The organism is Phyllobacterium sp. RCAM01083 (assembly GCF_055685835.1).
Genome location: NZ_JBVFZN010000004.1, coordinates 80,001 through 95,595, shown reverse-complemented (window position 1 = coordinate 95,595; position 15,595 = coordinate 80,001). Strand labels below are relative to the sequence as shown.

The window sequence follows — 15,595 nt, the reverse complement described above, 5'->3', positions numbered from 1 at the left end:
CAAAACACGCTTCTAACGTGGGCCAAGTGTGCGGAACGTCATCTCCAGACTCGATTGCGTATCGGCGGTTGGCCGGTACTCCAGTCCGACAAATCCATTGTAGCCGTTGTCAAACAGCCAATGCAGGGATTTTGACAATTCCAGTGTGCCGCTGCCGGGTTCATTGCGGCCGGGATGGTCAGCAATATGGACATGAGCAACGCGGTCAATCCGGCTTTTGAGCACGTCTGCCGTCGCTTCTCCCATGACGAGAGAATGATAGATATCGTAGACAATGCGGATTTCCGGACGGTTTACTTCATCGATAATATCAAGACCTTCAACCGTTGAATGAAGAAAATAGCCTTTGTGGTCAATAAGGGTGTTGAGTGGTTCAAGCCCCAGCACAACGCCGGTTCCAGCCAGCACATCGGCCGCCTGTGTCAGGCAATCGACCAAGGCCAGATGTTGTTCGGCGCGGGTGCGGCCGGGAAGATCATCCCCGGCCTGCGCGATGAGCACCTTGGCACCCAGCCGGTTTGCCATTTCGGCGCTGGCCCGCAGACCAACCAGAAAGGCATCATGGGACGCAGGATCGGTCAGCGGAATCATTGGCTCCGCGACGAGACTGGACAACGCAAGTTTTGTTTCCGCCAATGCCTTTTCGACAGCCGGGATGTCCTTTTCCGTCCATTTCCAGAACTCGACCGCGTCAAGCCCGGCATCCCTTGCCAAGCGGATACGGTTGGCGAAATCAGGCGACTCGGGAGCGAACAACCACTCGATACAGGCCGAATACTTCATCGCTTCCCCCTTGCTGATTTTATCCACTTGCTTGCCACATCCACGCCTAGCCTTCCAGCCATTTCACCTGATCCGGGGTCAGATTGATATCGAGTGCGGAAAGGCTGTCTTCAAGCTCGCCGAGGGTGCGTGGCCCAATGAGCGGAATGACGGGGAAGGGCTGGGCCAGCACATAGGCCAGCGCCACGTGAATGGGACTGCGGCCGAGTTTACCTGCCAGTTCGATCGCCCGGTCACGCCGGCCAAAGTTTCTGTCGGAATACCAGACGCGGACCAGTTCCTCATCGTCCCGCTTGTCACGGCCGGCGCGATCGGTAAAGAAGCCGCGGCCCTGGCTTGACCAGGCAAAGTTCGGCATCTGCTTCGTGTTCAGCCACCTTTTCCAATCCTCATCCGAGGCTGCGACGCAACCCGCCCAGATCGGGTCCAGCATTTCGGCGAGCGAGAAATTGTTCGACAGGGCACCGGGCGCCGTCTTGCCGTTCTTCACCGCATAGGCAATGGCCTCGTCCATCCGCTCCTGCGTCCAGTTCGACCCGCCGAACGGGCCGCGAATCCGGCCCGCCTTAACTTCCGCATCCATGGCGTCGACAAATTCGCCGACGGGGATATCGGGATTGTCGCGGTGCATGGAATAGACGTCGACATGATCGGTCTTCAAGCGGTCAAGTGACCGCGAGAGCTGTTTGCCGATGGCATCGGGATAGCAGAGCGGCGAATGGGCTCCCTTGCCGATGAGGACAATGTCCTCACGGGGAACGGAACGGCTGGTGTGCCAGTCGCCGAAGATTTCCTCAGTCTTTCCCCCGGCATAGATATAGGCCGTATCGAACAGATTGCCGCCCGCCTCGTAATAGGCATCCAAGGTGAGGGAACCGGCGGCGAAATTCGGAAAGAACTCAAATCCCAGCGCCACGGAGGAAGCGGGTTTTGTAAGACCGGGGATTGCCCTTTTGGGTACACTCTTGCCGGGCACCGGCTTGGCACCGGAGATCGTCCTTGTCCGCTTCGCCGCCTTTTCAATGCTGTACTCGAGTCCGATTGCGGCGCGCCATTGATCCAGCACCCGCAGATTGCCGAGCGAGTCTGTCCAGCTCATGCCGGGTGCCGCAAATTCCTGCCGTTTTTCGCGGATGGCGCTGCCCGCCGCGTCCACCTCGAAGGCATAGAGCCAGCGGTTCTCCTTCACCTCGACGGTTTCATGTACGCCGCCGGGCCGGAAAATCTCGATCTTGCCTGTACCGCCCTGTTGGCCGGAGGCATACCAGAAATCCCCAACCTCGATGCGACCCCGTGCGCCGATGATACGAAGGGTATTGTCCTGTTCCGCCATGATCGAGCAGGAGACTTCGGCGACGATACCGTTCGGGAATTTAAGCAGCGCCGACGCCCATTCGTCGACGCCTGTCTGGCCAAGATGACCAGCACCGGAGACAAAGTCTGGTTCGAGAAATGGTTTGCCTTCGACGCTGCCCGCAATCAGCCGAACCATGGAAACGGGATAGCAGCCGACGTCGAGAATACCACCACCTGCGGTGTCGTTGGCAAAGAGGCGATGATCCGGCCTGACGCTGCCCATGTTGAAGCCGAAACTTGACCGGATGATACGGATATCGCCGATGACGCCGCTTTTGATGAGCTCGATCAGCTTGGCGGTTTGCGGGTGAACCCGGTACATGAAGGCTTCACCGGCGAAGACCCCGGCCTTGCGGGCTTCGTGGAAGATCGCATCCGCATCATAGGCGCTGAGCGCAATCGGCTTTTCCACGAGCACATGCTTGCCGGCGCGGATGGCCTTGATTGCCCATTCGGCATGGCCGGTGTGCGGCGTTGCGATGTAAACCGCGTCGATCTCGGGGTCACGCAGCAAGGCATCATAGCCGTTGACGATGCGGGCGCCGGGAAACTGGGTTGCGAGTTCCGGCTTGTCCGGATTGCGCGAGGCAATGGCGATGAGCTTTCCCGTTGCCGAATGGGCAATGCCATCGGCAAAGGTGCGGGCGATGGTGCCGGGGCCGATAATGCCCCAGCGAATGGATGCTGTGTCAGTCATGCTATGTCCTCTTTGGGTGCGTTGTGGCCACCGGGAGCGTGGCTGGAAAGGCGAAGTCCGGTTTATCGAAGCCTGTTTCCCGCTTTGTCGAACAGCAGGGCGTGGCTGGATTTAATGGCGATGGTCAGGGTGTCGGTCTTGAGTGCATTGCGCGATTCCTCACGCTCGATGATCAGCTGTTCCCCGCCGGCGACGTTGGCGTAGATGTAACTGGTGTTGCCGAGATGTTCGGCAACATCCACCGTGACGGTCATGTCGGCATCCCCCTGACCCGCCTTGGCGAAATGCTCGGGACGCACGCCAAGCGTCACTTTCTCACCAAGTGCCGGTGGCGGATTGTTCATGGGCAGGGTGAGACGGATTTTGCCCTGATTCACGAGGGTGATGGTGATGCTGTCAGGATCCGCCGCAACAACCTCGGCGCTCATAAAGTTCATTTTGGGTGAGCCAACAAAACCGGCGACGAACTGGTTGGCAGGATTATCGTAGAGATCGAGCGGTGCGCCAATCTGTTCGATATTACCGCCCCGCAGCACCACGATCTTGTCGGCCAGGGTCATGGCTTCGGTCTGGTCGTGAGTCACGTAGATCATGGTCGTGCCGAGTTCCTTGTGCAGGCGGGAAATCTCGACGCGCATCTGCACCCGCAGCTCCGCATCGAGGTTGGAGAGCGGTTCATCGAACAGGAAAACCCGCGGTTCGCGAACGATGGCGCGGCCAATGGCAACGCGCTGGCGCTGTCCGCCTGACAGCTGCTTGGGGCGGCGCTGCATGAGCTCCCTGATCTGAAGAATGTCAGCCACCCGCTGAACCCGGCGCTCCGTATCGGCTTTCGGGTTGCCGGTCATGCGCAGGCCGAAGGCGAGATTCTGCTCGACGGTCATGTGCGGGTACAACGCATAGGACTGGAACACCATGGCAATGCCGCGGTCGGCAGGCTCGACGTCATTGACCAGCGTATCACCGATATGGATTTCGCCGTTGGTTATGTGCTCGAGACCGGCAATCATGCGCAAGAGCGTGGACTTGCCACATCCGGAGGGACCGACGAAGACGACGAACTCGCCATCGGCCACATCGAGGCAGGCGTTGCGGATGATCTCGTAGGAACCGAAACGTTTGACGACATTCCTGAGTGAAAGTTCGGCCATGCGGCGTTTCCCTATTTGATGGCGCCAGCGGCGATACCGGCGATGAAGTGGCGCTGCAGAAGAATGAAAATGACGAGGATCGGTGCCGTGAGCATGACGGCGCCGGCCATGATACCGCCCCACGACACCTTGGTGAGACCGATCAATGTTCCGAGCGCAACCGGAGCGGTCAGCATGCCCGGCCGGGAATTGATCAGCAGCGGCCAGAGATAATTGTTCCAGGATGCGAGAAAGAGAATGATCGCGAGCGCCGCCATGGTCGGCCTGGCAAGCGGCAGGGCAATGCGCAGGAAAATTTGCCATTCCTTGACCCCTTCCACCTGCGCGGCATCGAAGAGTTCAGCCGGCATCATGGAAAAGGCCTGCCGCATGAACAGCACACCCAGCGAATTGAAGAGCGGCGGGACGATGAGCGCAATCCATGTGTTCGCCAGTTTGAATTCGCGCGCCACCAGGATGAACTGCGGGATCACCACGACGAAATAGGGCAGGGTGATCGTGCCGAGAATGATCGCGATGACCAGGGACTTGCCGACGAATTGGTAACGGGCGAGGGCCCAGCCCACCATGGAGGTGAGCAGGACCGACAGGACGGTGTAGACGATCGCGACGCCGATGGAGATTGTCAGGGCGCGGATGAAATCCGTATCCGCCTGCAGGTTGCTGAAATTCTCCAGGAAATGCGTGGATGGGAGAAGTTCGATCTGCGGGCTGAAAATGCCGTAGTCCGGCATGGTCGCGAACACGAACATCATCCAGAGCGGAAACAGCCAGATGATCGCCAGCGGGATAAGGACGCCATGCAGTGCCAGCGAGCGGACCAGGGCCGAGCGTGACTGCGACTTCATTTCTCGTCCCTCCCGATCCAAAGATTGAGCAGCGAAATCAGCACTGCCAGTGCGGCCATGGTGTAGGCGATCGCCGAAGCGTAGCCGAAGTTCAGCGAGGTAATGCCTTGCCGGTAGAGGAACAGCCCCAGGGTCTCCGTTCCGCCGCCGGGACCGCCGCGATTGGTGATGAGGAACGGCTCGGTGAAAAGCTGCATCGATCCGATGATCGACAGGATCACGCAGAACAGGATGATGGGTTTCAGAAGCGGCAGGGTGATGTGGATGAACTGCCGGAGCTTGCTCACGCGGTCCAGCGTTGCCGCTTCGTAGACATCGCCGGGGATGGATTGGAGCCCCGCCAGTATGATGATCGCATTGTATCCGGCCCAACGCCAGGTCACAGCGATGATAAGAAGCGCCATGGCCGCGGGGGCGTCCGCAAACCATGAAATGGAAGCTATGCCGACACTGTTCAGCAGCTTGTTGATGACACCGAAATCAAGATTGAACATGAGACGGAACACGGCGGCGTAGGCGACTTCACCGACCACGATGGGTGCGAAGAAGGCAAAGCGGAAAAGGCCGCGTGCTCTCAGGAGTGGGGAATTGAGCAGCACTGCCATGACTGTCGCCAGCGTGATCATCACGGGAACCTGAATGATCAGGATGATCATCGTGTTCTTCAGTGCATTATAGAAGGCGGGATCGTTGAACAGACGGCCCCAATTGGCGCCAAAACTGAAAACCCAGGGATTCACACGGGTGTTCTGAAACGACATCACAAATGAACTGATGATCGGCCATATCCAGAAGGCCGTAAAAACCATGAGATAGGGGGCAAGGAACCCATAGGCGGCCCGGTTGCGCAACTGCATCGATTGTCCTCCACGGCGATAGTCAGGTCTTCCAACGGAATGCCGGACAGGCGCTCCCACTCCTGTCCGGCACTGAGCTCATTGAGCGATTGGCAGTCCTGTTGCCGATGCGATCTGGTTTGCTGCATCATCGAGCGCAGCCTTTGCGTCGGGATATCCTCCTGCAAAATATTTGGTCTGGGTTGCCTTGTAGATGCCGTTTGCATCACCTTGAAATGCGGTGCCGCGACCGGCCACGATCCTTGGCAATGTGCCAAGAATATCGGTCCAGATGGCCTGCCCGCCCCAATAGGGCTGTGCTTCAGACACGAAGGGCTGCTTCTCGGCACCGAGCAGCGAGGGTACAAGACCGAAGTTCTTGAGCATGGTGATCTGTCCCTCATCGGTGCCGAGGACGTAGTTCAGATAGGTCCAGGCCGCTGCCTTGTTCGGCGAGCCGCTGCTGATTGCCAATGACGAACCGCCGACATTGGCCGCATGGGGCCCGTTGAGCGTAAGACTTGGCATGAGGTAGACGCCCCATTTGCCCGCAAGTTTGGGAGAGTTGGTGCGGATGGTACCCTCATACTAGCCGCCATAGAGCTGGCTCGCGACGGTACCCGCGGTATTGGCCTGAACCTTTTCGTCCCAATTGGCTGCCGTGAGCGTACCTGCGTCCTTCATCTGCTTGATCTTCTCCAGCGTGGCAATGCATGCGGGCTGGTTGATCGTGATGGTCTGGCCATCGGCGGAAAAGAAGCCGCAACCCTGTTCATTGGAGATCATACGGAACCATTCGCTGTCGCCGTTGAAGTCCGCCTGAGCCATGACAACGCTGGGGTTGGCAGCGGCAATTTTCTTGCCAGCGGCAATGAAATCATCCCAAGTCGTTATGCTCTTGGGATCCACGCCAGCCTTTTCGTAATAGTCGCGCCGGTAAAAAACGGCGACGGGACCGGAGTCCCAGGGCATGGCATAGGGGACATCGCCGGCTTCCAGCTCGGTGCGTTTGAAATCCGGGAATTTGGCTTGTATGTCGCTGGTGTAGCCGAGTTCCTTCAGATTGGTGAAGCAATCGGGAAAACGGTTCCAGAAAATCTCGGCCTTGTAGTTCTCGATGGTGACGACGTCCGGCAGGCCATCCCCGCCCGCAGCACAGGCAGCGAGCGTCTTCTCGAAGACCTGGTTATTGCCTAGATCCTGAACATTCACCTTTATATCCGGAAACTGCTTGTTGAAGCCTTCCAGCGATGCTTTCAGGGACGAAGCCGCGATATCCCAGCTCCAGATGGTAATTTCGGTTGGCTGGGCCGAAGCGGTCGCCGAACCCATGCCCAATGCTGCGACAAGTGCTGTCGCGCCAAGAAATTTGAAGCTCATTGAAAATCCTCCCTTTTCAATTGCCCGATCTTTGCGAACATGGCTACACTAGCGGCAAGGGAGCGCCTGTCTCTCATAAAGGGAACATGAATTGGGCGGAAAGTAAGATGGGAGAAAGGCCGATCTATCAGCCGGGGGCGAGCAGTGTCGAAGGTCTGCCAACCGCCCTGCAAATGTTTCACAATCACCCGCTGGTCATGGCCATGCCGCATTGGCACGCACAGGTCGAGGTCAACTACGTCATTCGCGGTTCCGTGCACTACCGGATGAAGGATCACAAAATCCGCCTCAATGCGGGCGACATGTGCCTGTTCTGGGGCGGTCAGCCGCACCGGATGGACGAATCCTCCGACGATTCGATTTACGCGGGTGCGCATCTGCCGCTCGTGCATTTCTTTCGCATGCGTCTGCCGGAGAGCGTGCCAAGCCGGTTGATGCAGGGAGCGACCCTTGTCACCGCCGCAACCGATGCGGCCGACAGGGAAAACTTTACGCGATGGTACGCCTATGCCCGATCAGGCGATCCGGTGAAGGCGGAACATGCGGTCAATGAACTGCTTCTGCGGATCGAACGCATTGGCTTCGAGCCTTATAGCCTGGTGCCTGATTGCCCGAATATGTCTGCTGGTGAGCAATCCAGTCAGCAGTCGTCCAGGGTGGTTGCGCGAATGTGTGATTTTATAGCAGGCAACTTTCTACAGGATATCGACTCGATCGACATAGCCACGTCGGCGGGGCTTCATCCCAAATATGCGATGAGCGTGTTCAAGAAATCGACTGGCATGACATTGAACAATTATGTGAGCCTTCTCAGGCTGTCCTACGCGCAGGCCATGCTGCTGCAGGACAGGGCGAATGTGCTGCAGGTCGCGATGGACAGCGGGTTTGGCTCGCTCAGCGCCTTCAACAAGTCGTTCCGCAATATTGCCGGCATGTCCCCATCGGACTTCCGGCGTGATCTGCGCAGCGGAGGGCAATTGACCGGCGTGACGGCTGGATTTCAAGGGTAGCGCCCATGGCAAGCGGCAGCGGATTTGCGCGTTGTTCAGATTGAGAATTGTTATTGATCATATAATATTATAAATAGTGGTCAGGGAGGAACTGGCGAAGCAGGCTGCGTCCGCGAAGCGCGTGGAGCCGATCAATATTTGCTTCAGCGTCAAGAAGCAAATCGCCAGTCACAGGGATACAATTGGTCGAAAACGAACTCAGCAATTATGATTTTCGTACGGCGGGTCATTCGCGTACGCATCACGGCCACGTCATGCGCGATCTTGGCCTGCGGATCGTCAACGGGTCCTATCCCGAGAACAGCATTCTGCCGGGGGACGCGGAACTGCTCGAGCGCTTTGGCGTGTCGCGCACCGTTCTGCGCGAGGCGTTGAAGACCTTGGCGGCGAAAGGCCTTATCCAGCCCAAGGCCAAGATCGGCACCCGCGTGCTGGAGCGCTCCAACTGGAACCTTTTCGATCCGGATATTCTCGTCTGGCATTTCGAGGCCGGTGCCAGCGCCGCCTTCCTGTCGAGCATCGTGGAAATGCGCCTGGCGCTGGAGCCGGAAGCTGCGGGTCTCGCCGCATTGCGGCGCACGGAAGCGCAGCTTGCCAAGCTCTACGAATGGGTTGAAGAGATGGGCAGCACGCGGGAATCGCCCGCACACTTTGTCCATAGCGACCTGCAGTTCCACATTGCCATCGCGGAAGCCTCCGGCAATCCGTTCATGCGCTCGATCAGTGCCCTGATCGAGGTGGCGCTGGTGACAACGTTCACCATCAGCTCGCCCATACCCAACACCGAGCGCCACATGCATTCGGTTGCACGGCACAGGGCCATCGCCGATGCCATCAGGGACCGGGACGTTGCGGCTGCCAAGGAAGCCATGCGCGGCGTCATTCAGGATGGTGCCGAACGCGTCCTCGCAGCCTCGGGCACTGACTAGAGCCTTAGACCCATCCGCCGTCGACGATGAAGTTCTGGGCGGAGCACATTCTGGAATCATCCGATGCGAGGAACAGCGCCATCCGGGCGATATCGTCGGGCATGACCCGCCCAGCCAGGCATTGGCTGCGGTCGATCAATTCATTGGCCGCATCGTCGACCCACAGATCGAGCTGGCGCTGGGTCATCACCCAGCCCGGCACCAGCGTGTTGACGCGGATGGCGTGTTTGCCGAGATCGCGGGCAAAGGAGCGGGTGAGGCCATGGACGGCCGACTTGGCAGAGGCATAGCCGGGATATCCTCCCGATGCCATCATCCAGCCGACGGAGCCGAAGTTGATGATGGAACCGCCGCCGGCGGCAATCATTGCCGGCGCAACGGCCTGGATGGCGAAAAACATGTGGCGCAGATTCACCGCAATGCGCTGGTCGAAATACTCCGGTGTCACCTCGCGCCAGTCATGGCGTGTGTCATTGGCGGCATTGTTCACGAGAACCGTTGTCGCGCCTTGGATCTTCTCGATTTCGCGGATTGTTCTTTGATAGGCACCGATATCCGTCACGTCGGCGGCGCGAAACGTCACGTTGCCACCTGAAGCATTCAGTTCTTCAGCAAGATTTCTGCCTTCCGCCTCGGCAAGATCAACAAACCCCACCCTGGCGCCTTCCGCCGCAAAGGCACGGACGATCATTTCGCCGATACCCGTTGCACCGCCGGAAATGAAAACTGGCTTGCCGGACAGGCCGGGATAGCGTGCGAAAACGGACGGCGTCATTGTCATCATCTGTACCGATTATTGTTGCGGGCAGGGCGTGCGGACCTGTCTGGCAGTTTTGCACCTTAAAGTGTAGCCACTTTCACCTTTACCGGCTTTTGTATTTTCAGCGGATTGCGCAAGGGCAAGCCGAAGGCGGGCGCTTCGATTTCAAAAACGTCGCCATTCTCTGTCTTGATGCCGTCGGCGAAGGACAGTGTTGCGGTTCCGAACATGTGGACATGGACATCGCCGGGCTGGCGGAAAACGGGATATTTGAAATGATGATGTTCGAGATTGGCAATCGTGTGGGACATGTTGTCTTCTCCGGACAGAAACGGCTTTTCCCAGATCGTCTTGCCCTTGCGCAGGATACGCGAACTGCCGCGGATGTCGGCCGGCAGATCCCCCACGATCAACTCCGGTCCCAGGGAGCAGGGGCGCAGTTTGGAGTGAGCCAGAAAGAGATAATTAACACGCTCGGTGACATGGTCGGAGAATTCATTGGCTAGTGCAAAGCCGATGCGGAACGGCGTGCCGTCGGAACCGATCACATAGATACCGGCAATCTCCGGTTCTTCGCCGGCGTCTTCGGCAAAGGCTGGAGACAAAAGCGGCTGCCCCGGCCCGGTGAGCATCGTGCCATTGCCCTTGTAGAACCATTCCGGCTGTACGCCGGTCTGTCCCTTCTTGGGTTTGCCGCCTTCAAGGCCCATGCGGAACATCTTCATCGAATCGGTCAGGGTCTCTTCCTTGGCATCGTCGATCTTGCGGTGCATGGCATCGCGCGTCGCTGCGGATCCAAGATGGGTCAGGCCCGTTCCCGTCAGATGGATGTGGGCCGGATCGTGCGTATCGATGGGCGACAGCAACCGCCCTTCGGCATAGGCGGCCTCAATGTCGAGCACTTTGCCCAGCCCGCGCTCTTCGACGATCCTGGAGAGGGATGTCTTGGCTTCAATGGCCGCGTGCGCGAGTTCGAGAATCGACCGGGTCCGCTTCACGTGCCGGAACGTATCATCCACCCGCGCGGCAACCTGCCGCTTCCCATTGGCATTGAGCAATTGAACCAAATTCACGTCTGTCCTCCCGGGGAATTATCGTGCGAAGCAAGGCAGCTTCACTTCATTCTTGACTTTTAGCGAGTGATTTTTGAAAAATACTATAATAGTATTATATCGATGTAAACGGTTGCGAGTTCGGTTTTCTGATTGCGCTGGTGGCCCGCCGGGAAAGACTTTTTGTTGTGGTTCGAAAGGACTATTCCAAAAGTCATACTTTTGAGATAAGTGTTGCAAGGATCGTGCTCTGGGAGGAGCTGGAGGCTGATACGAAGACGATTCCACCCGGAAAACATGCTCGACTAAAATAGCGTCCATTAGGGAAATTGGGAGGATACCAGTGAAAATGTTTAAGATGGTTGCTGCAGGCCTGATCGCGCTTTCTGCGATGGGTACGCAGGGTTTTGCTCAGGACAAGGGCGCCGTTGGCATCTCGATGCCGACGAAATCCTCCGCACGCTGGATTGCTGACGGAGACAATATGGTGAAGGCGCTGAAGGAACGCGGCTACACCACCGACCTGCAATATGCGGAAGATGACATTCCGAACCAGCTTGCCCAGATCGAAAACATGGTCACCAAGGGCGTGAAGGTTCTGGTCATCGCGGCCATTGACGGCACCACGCTGTCCAATGTGCTGCAGCAGGCGCATGATGCGAATATCAAAGTCATTTCCTATGACCGCCTGATCCGCGATTCCGGCAATGTCGACTACTACACGACATTTGACAATTTTCAGGTTGGTGTACTCCAGGCCGGATCGCTCGTGAAGGCGCTCGGTCTTCCCGAAGCAAAGGGCCCGTTCAACATCGAACTGTTCGGCGGCTCGCCCGACGATAACAACGCCTTCTTCTTCTACAATGGCGCGATGTCCGTGCTTCAGCCTCTGATCGACAGCGGCAAGCTCGTCGTCCAGTCCGGCCAGACCGGCATGGACAAAGTCGGTACGTTGCGCTGGGATGGCGCGGTCGCCCAGGCCCGCATGGATAATCTCCTTTCCGCCTATTATACGGACAAGAAGGTCAACGCCGTTCTGTCGCCCTATGATGGCCTGTCGATCGGTATCCTGTCGTCGCTGCGCGGCGTCGGTTACGGCACCAAGGACCAGCCGTTCCCGTTTGTTTCCGGGCAGGATGCCGAAGTTCCCTCGGTGAAGTCGATCATCGCCGGCGAACAGTATTCCACGATCTACAAGGATACGCGTGAACTGGCCAAGGTGACGTCGAATGTCATCGACAAGGTGCTGAAGGGCGAGCAGCCGGAGATCAACGACACCAAGACCTACAACAATGGTGTCAAGGTTGTTCCGTCCTATCTCCTGAAGCCGGTGGAAGTGGACAAGACCAACTGGAAGGAAATCCTGATTGGCGGCGGTTATTACACCGAAGCCCAGATCAAATAAGTCTTGGATATCCGGCAAACCCTGCGCATCATTGCGCAGGGTTTGTTGTTACGCCGGTCGTGATGCCTGCCAGGAATGTTCCGCTGGTGCGCGACCGCTGGGTTTTTATAAGTTTGCCAAGAGAAACGCCATCTGAGCCTATAGTGCTGCTCGCAGGCGTCGATGAGGATCTGCATGGATACTATCCTCGAAATGCGCAATATCACCAAAACCTTTCCCGGGGTGAAAGCGCTCAACAATGTCAATCTGAATGTCCGCAAGGGCGAGATTCACGCGCTCGTCGGCGAGAACGGTGCGGGAAAATCAACCCTCATGAAAGTGTTGAGCGGTGTCTATCCGCATGGCAGCTATGAGGGTGACATTCACTATAATGGGCAGGAACAGCACTTTCGCGATATCGGTGACAGTGAAGCGAAAGGCATCATCATCATTCATCAGGAGCTGGCCCTTGTGCCGCTTCTGTCCATTGCCGAGAACATCTTCCTGGGCAATGAACCGGCAAAGTTCGGCATTATCGACTGGCATGCTGCGGAAACCCGCACGCGTGCGCTGCTCAAGAAGGTCGGCCTGCGCGAAGATCCGCAGACGCTGATCACCAATCTGGGCGTCGGCAAGCAGCAGCTGGTGGAAATCGCCAAGGCCCTGTCGAAAGAGGTCGAACTGCTCATTCTCGATGAGCCGACGGCGAGTCTCAATGAAAAGGACAGCGACGCACTGCTTGAACTGCTGCTGGAATTCAAGGCGCAAGGTATTTCGTCGATCCTGATTTCCCACAAGCTGAACGAAGTCGGCAAGGTTGCCGACCGCATCACCGTGCTGCGCGACGGAGCAACGATCGAAACGCTGGACAAGGACGCGATCTCCGAGGACCGGATCGTGACCTCCATGGTCGGCCGCCAGCTGGCGGATCGCTTTCCCCAGCGCGAGCCGGATATTGGCGACGTCGTCTTTGAAGTGAAGGACTGGGTGGTTCACCATCACGTTCACAGCGACCGGACCGTCATCAACGGTATCAATCTCAACGTTCGCAAGGGCGAGGTCGTGGGGATCGCCGGGCTGATGGGGGCAGGGCGCACCGAATTTGCCATGAGTGTCTTCGGCAAGGCCTATGGCCGCAAGATCAGCGGCGAGGTTTTCATCAAGGGCAGGAAGGTGGATGTCTCGACCATCGGCAAGGCTGTCGAAAACGGCATTGCCTATGTCACGGAAGATCGCAAGACCTATGGGCTCAATCTGATCGACCACATCAAGCATAACACCACCATCGTCAACCTTGACGGTGTCTCGCATGGCGGTGTGCTGGACGATATGGCGGAATTGAAGGTGGCCAACGAATACCGCCGCAAGACCAATATCCGCTCATCCAGCATCTATCAGAAAACCGGCAACCTTTCCGGCGGCAACCAGCAGAAGGTTGTCCTGTCGAAATGGCTTTTTGCCAATCCGGACCTGCTGATGCTGGACGAGCCGACCCGCGGGATCGACGTCGGGGCAAAATATGAAATCTATTCCATCATCAACCAGCTGGTGAGCGAGGGCAAAAGCGTGCTCATGATCTCGTCGGAAATGCCGGAGCTGCTCGGCGTCTGTGACCGGATCTATGTGATGAACCAGGGAAGGATCGTCGGCGAAATGCCAGCCAAGGAAGCAAGCCAGGAAAAGATCATGCGCGCCATTATCCGTGCCGAAGGGAAAACATCATGACTGTTGAAACCGCAGCAACCCCGACGAAGACCGAAGCCAAGACGGACGGGTCGCCCATGAAGGGCAATCTGCGTGAATACGGGCTGGTGCTGGCGCTGATCCTGATCATGCTGTTCTTCCAGTTCACCACGAACGGCACGCTGTTCCGTCCGGTCAACCTGACCAACCTCGTCCTGCAGAACAGCTACATCATCATCATGGCCCTCGGCATGCTGCTGGTGATTGTCGCCGGTCACATCGATCTGTCGGTAGGGTCGGTCTCGGGATTTGTCGGCGGGCTTGCCGCCGTGATGATGGTGCAATGGCATATCCATTATATCCCGGCGACGATTCTGTGCCTGATCATGGGCGGTCTCATCGGCGCGGCCCAGGGCTATTGGGTCGCCTATCACAAGATACCGTCCTTCATCGTGACCCTGGCGGGGATGCTGGTTTTCAAGGGGCTGGCCCTGTGGCTTCTTGGCGGCCAGTCCGTCGGACCGTTCCCGCCGCAGTTCCAGTTGCTCAGCTCCGGTTTCATTCCCGACTTCTTCGGCGGTTCCGGTTTCAACATCACCTCGATGCTGGTCGGCATCCTTCTCGTGGCGCTGATGATCTATTTCAGCCTGCGCGGCCGGGCCAAACGCGAGAAGCACGGCTATCAGGGCGAGCCGTTTGCCCTGTTTGCCGCCAAGAACCTAATCATTGCCGGCATCATCCTGTTCCTGACCTATCTCCTGTCCTCCTATAAGGGATTGCCGAATGTCCTGATCGTCATGTCGCTGCTGATCGCCCTGTTCGTTTTCGTGACGAAACGCATGACCGTCGGGCGGCGAATCTACGCCATGGGCGGCAATGAGAAGGCGGCAAAGCTATCCGGCATCAAGACGGAGCGGCTGACCTTTCTTACCTTCGTCAATATGGGGGTTCTGGCCGCGCTGGCCGGGCTGATCTTTGCCGCTCGTCTCAACACGGCAACGCCGAAGGCCGGTCTCGGCTTCGAGCTCGACGTGATCGCCGCCGTCTTCATCGGCGGCGCGTCGGCGATGGGCGGCGTCGGGCAGGTGATGGGGGCGGTCATCGGCGCCTTTATCATGGGTGTCATGAACAATGGCATGTCGATCATGGGCGTCAACATCGACTGGCAGCAGGTGATCAAGGGACTGGTCCTGCTCGCGGCCGTGGTGTTTGACGTCTACAACAAGAACAAGGGGTAAAACGCCCACCCTGTTCTGAATGCAACAGCCCGGTCTCAAGCCGGGCTGTTTGTTTTCGCGCCCCGAGTCGGTTCATTTGGCCGGCCCGATCATCTTCATCGCGGGAAAAAATGGATATTTCCGTGCCGGGAGACCGGAAAACAGCGTATGGTTAACGGATTATAACTGTCACATTTCCCCTGTCCGGGAGCAGAATTCCCGTATTTGCTGGCTTCTGTGTGAGTGTCCTGAAGAGTTATCCCCAGGGTTGGTTGTGAGGATTTGAGAAAGTTTTGTTTTGTGCGTTTTTTTGGAAAAGGCGTGTTGACAGTTTTGGTTGGTGGGGTCTATATACCGACACAACGAGGGCGGGGCGCCGCTGGCGGTTGCTGAATGCGCCCTAAAGGAAGCTCTCTGGTGGTTTTCGGATTGTTGCGCGAGTGACGATCCTTCGAGTAGGGCCTCGAAGGGATTGACGGTGTGGCCTTGTGGTCGTGCGGTTGGTTTTC

At 57.7% G+C, this 15,595-nt stretch carries 12 protein-coding genes and 1 pseudogene; 5 read left to right on the top strand and 8 right to left on the bottom strand.

The window, feature by feature from the left end; all coding sequences use genetic code 11:
* Positions 1-12 precede the first annotated feature (12 nt).
* The 6 genes and pseudogenes from ACZ25R_RS04550 to ACZ25R_RS04525 form a co-directional block, all read right to left on the bottom strand.
* Positions 13-783 (bottom strand): TIM barrel protein, encoded by a 771-nt coding sequence (locus tag ACZ25R_RS04550; RefSeq protein ID WP_472460516.1) that lies wholly within the window; start codon positions 781-783, stop codon positions 13-15.
* Between the two features lie 46 nt (positions 784-829).
* A complete protein-coding gene (locus ACZ25R_RS04545; RefSeq protein ID WP_472460201.1) occupies positions 830-2,836 on the bottom strand; it encodes an aldo/keto reductase in 2,007 nt (668 codons plus the stop codon).
* 62 nt (positions 2,837-2,898) lie between these two features.
* The gene (locus tag ACZ25R_RS04540; protein ID WP_472460200.1) at positions 2,899-3,987 is read right to left on the bottom strand and encodes an ABC transporter ATP-binding protein; all 1,089 of its coding nucleotides are present in this window, start codon (positions 3,985-3,987) and stop codon (positions 2,899-2,901) included.
* 11 nt (positions 3,988-3,998) lie between these two features.
* Entirely contained in the window at positions 3,999-4,835 is an 837-nt protein-coding gene (locus tag ACZ25R_RS04535; protein ID WP_472460199.1) for a carbohydrate ABC transporter permease, read from the bottom strand.
* Positions 4,832-5,692, bottom strand: coding sequence for a carbohydrate ABC transporter permease (locus ACZ25R_RS04530; RefSeq protein ID WP_472460198.1), 861 nt, complete (start codon positions 5,690-5,692; stop codon positions 4,832-4,834). Before ACZ25R_RS04530 ends, ACZ25R_RS04535 begins: the two co-directional genes overlap by 4 nt.
* Positions 5,693-5,770: 78 nt before the next feature.
* Positions 5,771-7,051, bottom strand: a pseudogene (locus tag ACZ25R_RS04525) (ABC transporter substrate-binding protein).
* Between the two features lie 86 nt (positions 7,052-7,137).
* Here ACZ25R_RS04525 and ACZ25R_RS04520 point away from each other — a divergent pair.
* Together ACZ25R_RS04520 and ACZ25R_RS04515 are read left to right on the top strand one after the other, a co-directional pair.
* Entirely contained in the window at positions 7,138-8,061 is a 924-nt protein-coding gene (locus ACZ25R_RS04520; RefSeq protein WP_472460197.1) for a helix-turn-helix domain-containing protein, read from the top strand.
* Between the two features lie 254 nt (positions 8,062-8,315).
* Positions 8,316-8,990, top strand: coding sequence for a FadR/GntR family transcriptional regulator (locus ACZ25R_RS04515; protein WP_105735046.1), 675 nt, complete (start codon positions 8,316-8,318; stop codon positions 8,988-8,990).
* Between the two features lie 4 nt (positions 8,991-8,994).
* Here ACZ25R_RS04515 and ACZ25R_RS04510 read toward each other — a convergent pair whose 3' ends face one another.
* Together ACZ25R_RS04510 and araD1 are read right to left on the bottom strand one after the other, a co-directional pair.
* Entirely contained in the window at positions 8,995-9,765 is a 771-nt protein-coding gene (locus tag ACZ25R_RS04510) for an SDR family NAD(P)-dependent oxidoreductase (protein ID WP_464663989.1), read from the bottom strand.
* A gap of 65 nt (positions 9,766-9,830) precedes the next feature.
* Positions 9,831-10,823, bottom strand: coding sequence for an AraD1 family protein (araD1, locus tag ACZ25R_RS04505; RefSeq protein WP_472460196.1), 993 nt, complete (start codon positions 10,821-10,823; stop codon positions 9,831-9,833).
* Positions 10,824-11,151: 328 nt separating this feature from the next.
* Here araD1 and chvE point away from each other — a divergent pair, with 328 nt between their 5' ends.
* The 3 genes from chvE to mmsB all read left to right on the top strand — a co-directional run bounded on the left by chvE (position 11,152) and on the right by mmsB (position 15,107).
* On the top strand, positions 11,152-12,207 hold the full coding sequence (chvE, locus tag ACZ25R_RS04500; protein WP_288191311.1) for a multiple monosaccharide ABC transporter substrate-binding protein: 1,056 nt from the start codon (positions 11,152-11,154) through the stop codon (positions 12,205-12,207).
* 174 nt (positions 12,208-12,381) lie between these two features.
* Positions 12,382-13,911 (top strand): multiple monosaccharide ABC transporter ATP-binding protein, encoded by a 1,530-nt coding sequence (gene mmsA / locus ACZ25R_RS04495; protein WP_472460195.1) that lies wholly within the window; start codon positions 12,382-12,384, stop codon positions 13,909-13,911.
* Positions 13,908-15,107 carry a multiple monosaccharide ABC transporter permease gene (gene mmsB / locus ACZ25R_RS04490; protein WP_472460194.1) on the top strand — a complete coding sequence of 400 codons (1,200 nt, stop codon included), beginning with the start codon at positions 13,908-13,910 and terminating at the stop codon, positions 15,105-15,107. Before mmsA ends, mmsB begins: the two co-directional genes overlap by 4 nt.
* Positions 15,108-15,595 lie beyond the last annotated feature (488 nt).

Coding starts and splice junctions, on each gene's coding strand:
- ACZ25R_RS04550 (WP_472460516.1), bottom strand. CDS start 783: ATGAAGTATTCGGCCTGTATCGAGTGGTTGTTCGCTCCCGAGTCGCCT.
- ACZ25R_RS04545 (WP_472460201.1), bottom strand. CDS start 2,836: ATGACTGACACAGCATCCATTCGCTGGGGCATTATCGGCCCCGGCACC.
- ACZ25R_RS04540 (WP_472460200.1), bottom strand. CDS start 3,987: ATGGCCGAACTTTCACTCAGGAATGTCGTCAAACGTTTCGGTTCCTAC.
- ACZ25R_RS04535 (WP_472460199.1), bottom strand. CDS start 4,835: ATGAAGTCGCAGTCACGCTCGGCCCTGGTCCGCTCGCTGGCACTGCAT.
- ACZ25R_RS04530 (WP_472460198.1), bottom strand. CDS start 5,692: ATGCAGTTGCGCAACCGGGCCGCCTATGGGTTCCTTGCCCCCTATCTC.
- ACZ25R_RS04520 (WP_472460197.1), top strand. CDS start 7,138: ATGAATTGGGCGGAAAGTAAGATGGGAGAAAGGCCGATCTATCAGCCG.
- ACZ25R_RS04515 (WP_105735046.1), top strand. CDS start 8,316: ATGCGCGATCTTGGCCTGCGGATCGTCAACGGGTCCTATCCCGAGAAC.
- ACZ25R_RS04510 (WP_464663989.1), bottom strand. CDS start 9,765: ATGACGCCGTCCGTTTTCGCACGCTATCCCGGCCTGTCCGGCAAGCCA.
- chvE (WP_288191311.1), top strand. CDS start 11,152: ATGTTTAAGATGGTTGCTGCAGGCCTGATCGCGCTTTCTGCGATGGGT.
- mmsA (WP_472460195.1), top strand. CDS start 12,382: ATGGATACTATCCTCGAAATGCGCAATATCACCAAAACCTTTCCCGGG.
- mmsB (WP_472460194.1), top strand. CDS start 13,908: ATGACTGTTGAAACCGCAGCAACCCCGACGAAGACCGAAGCCAAGACG.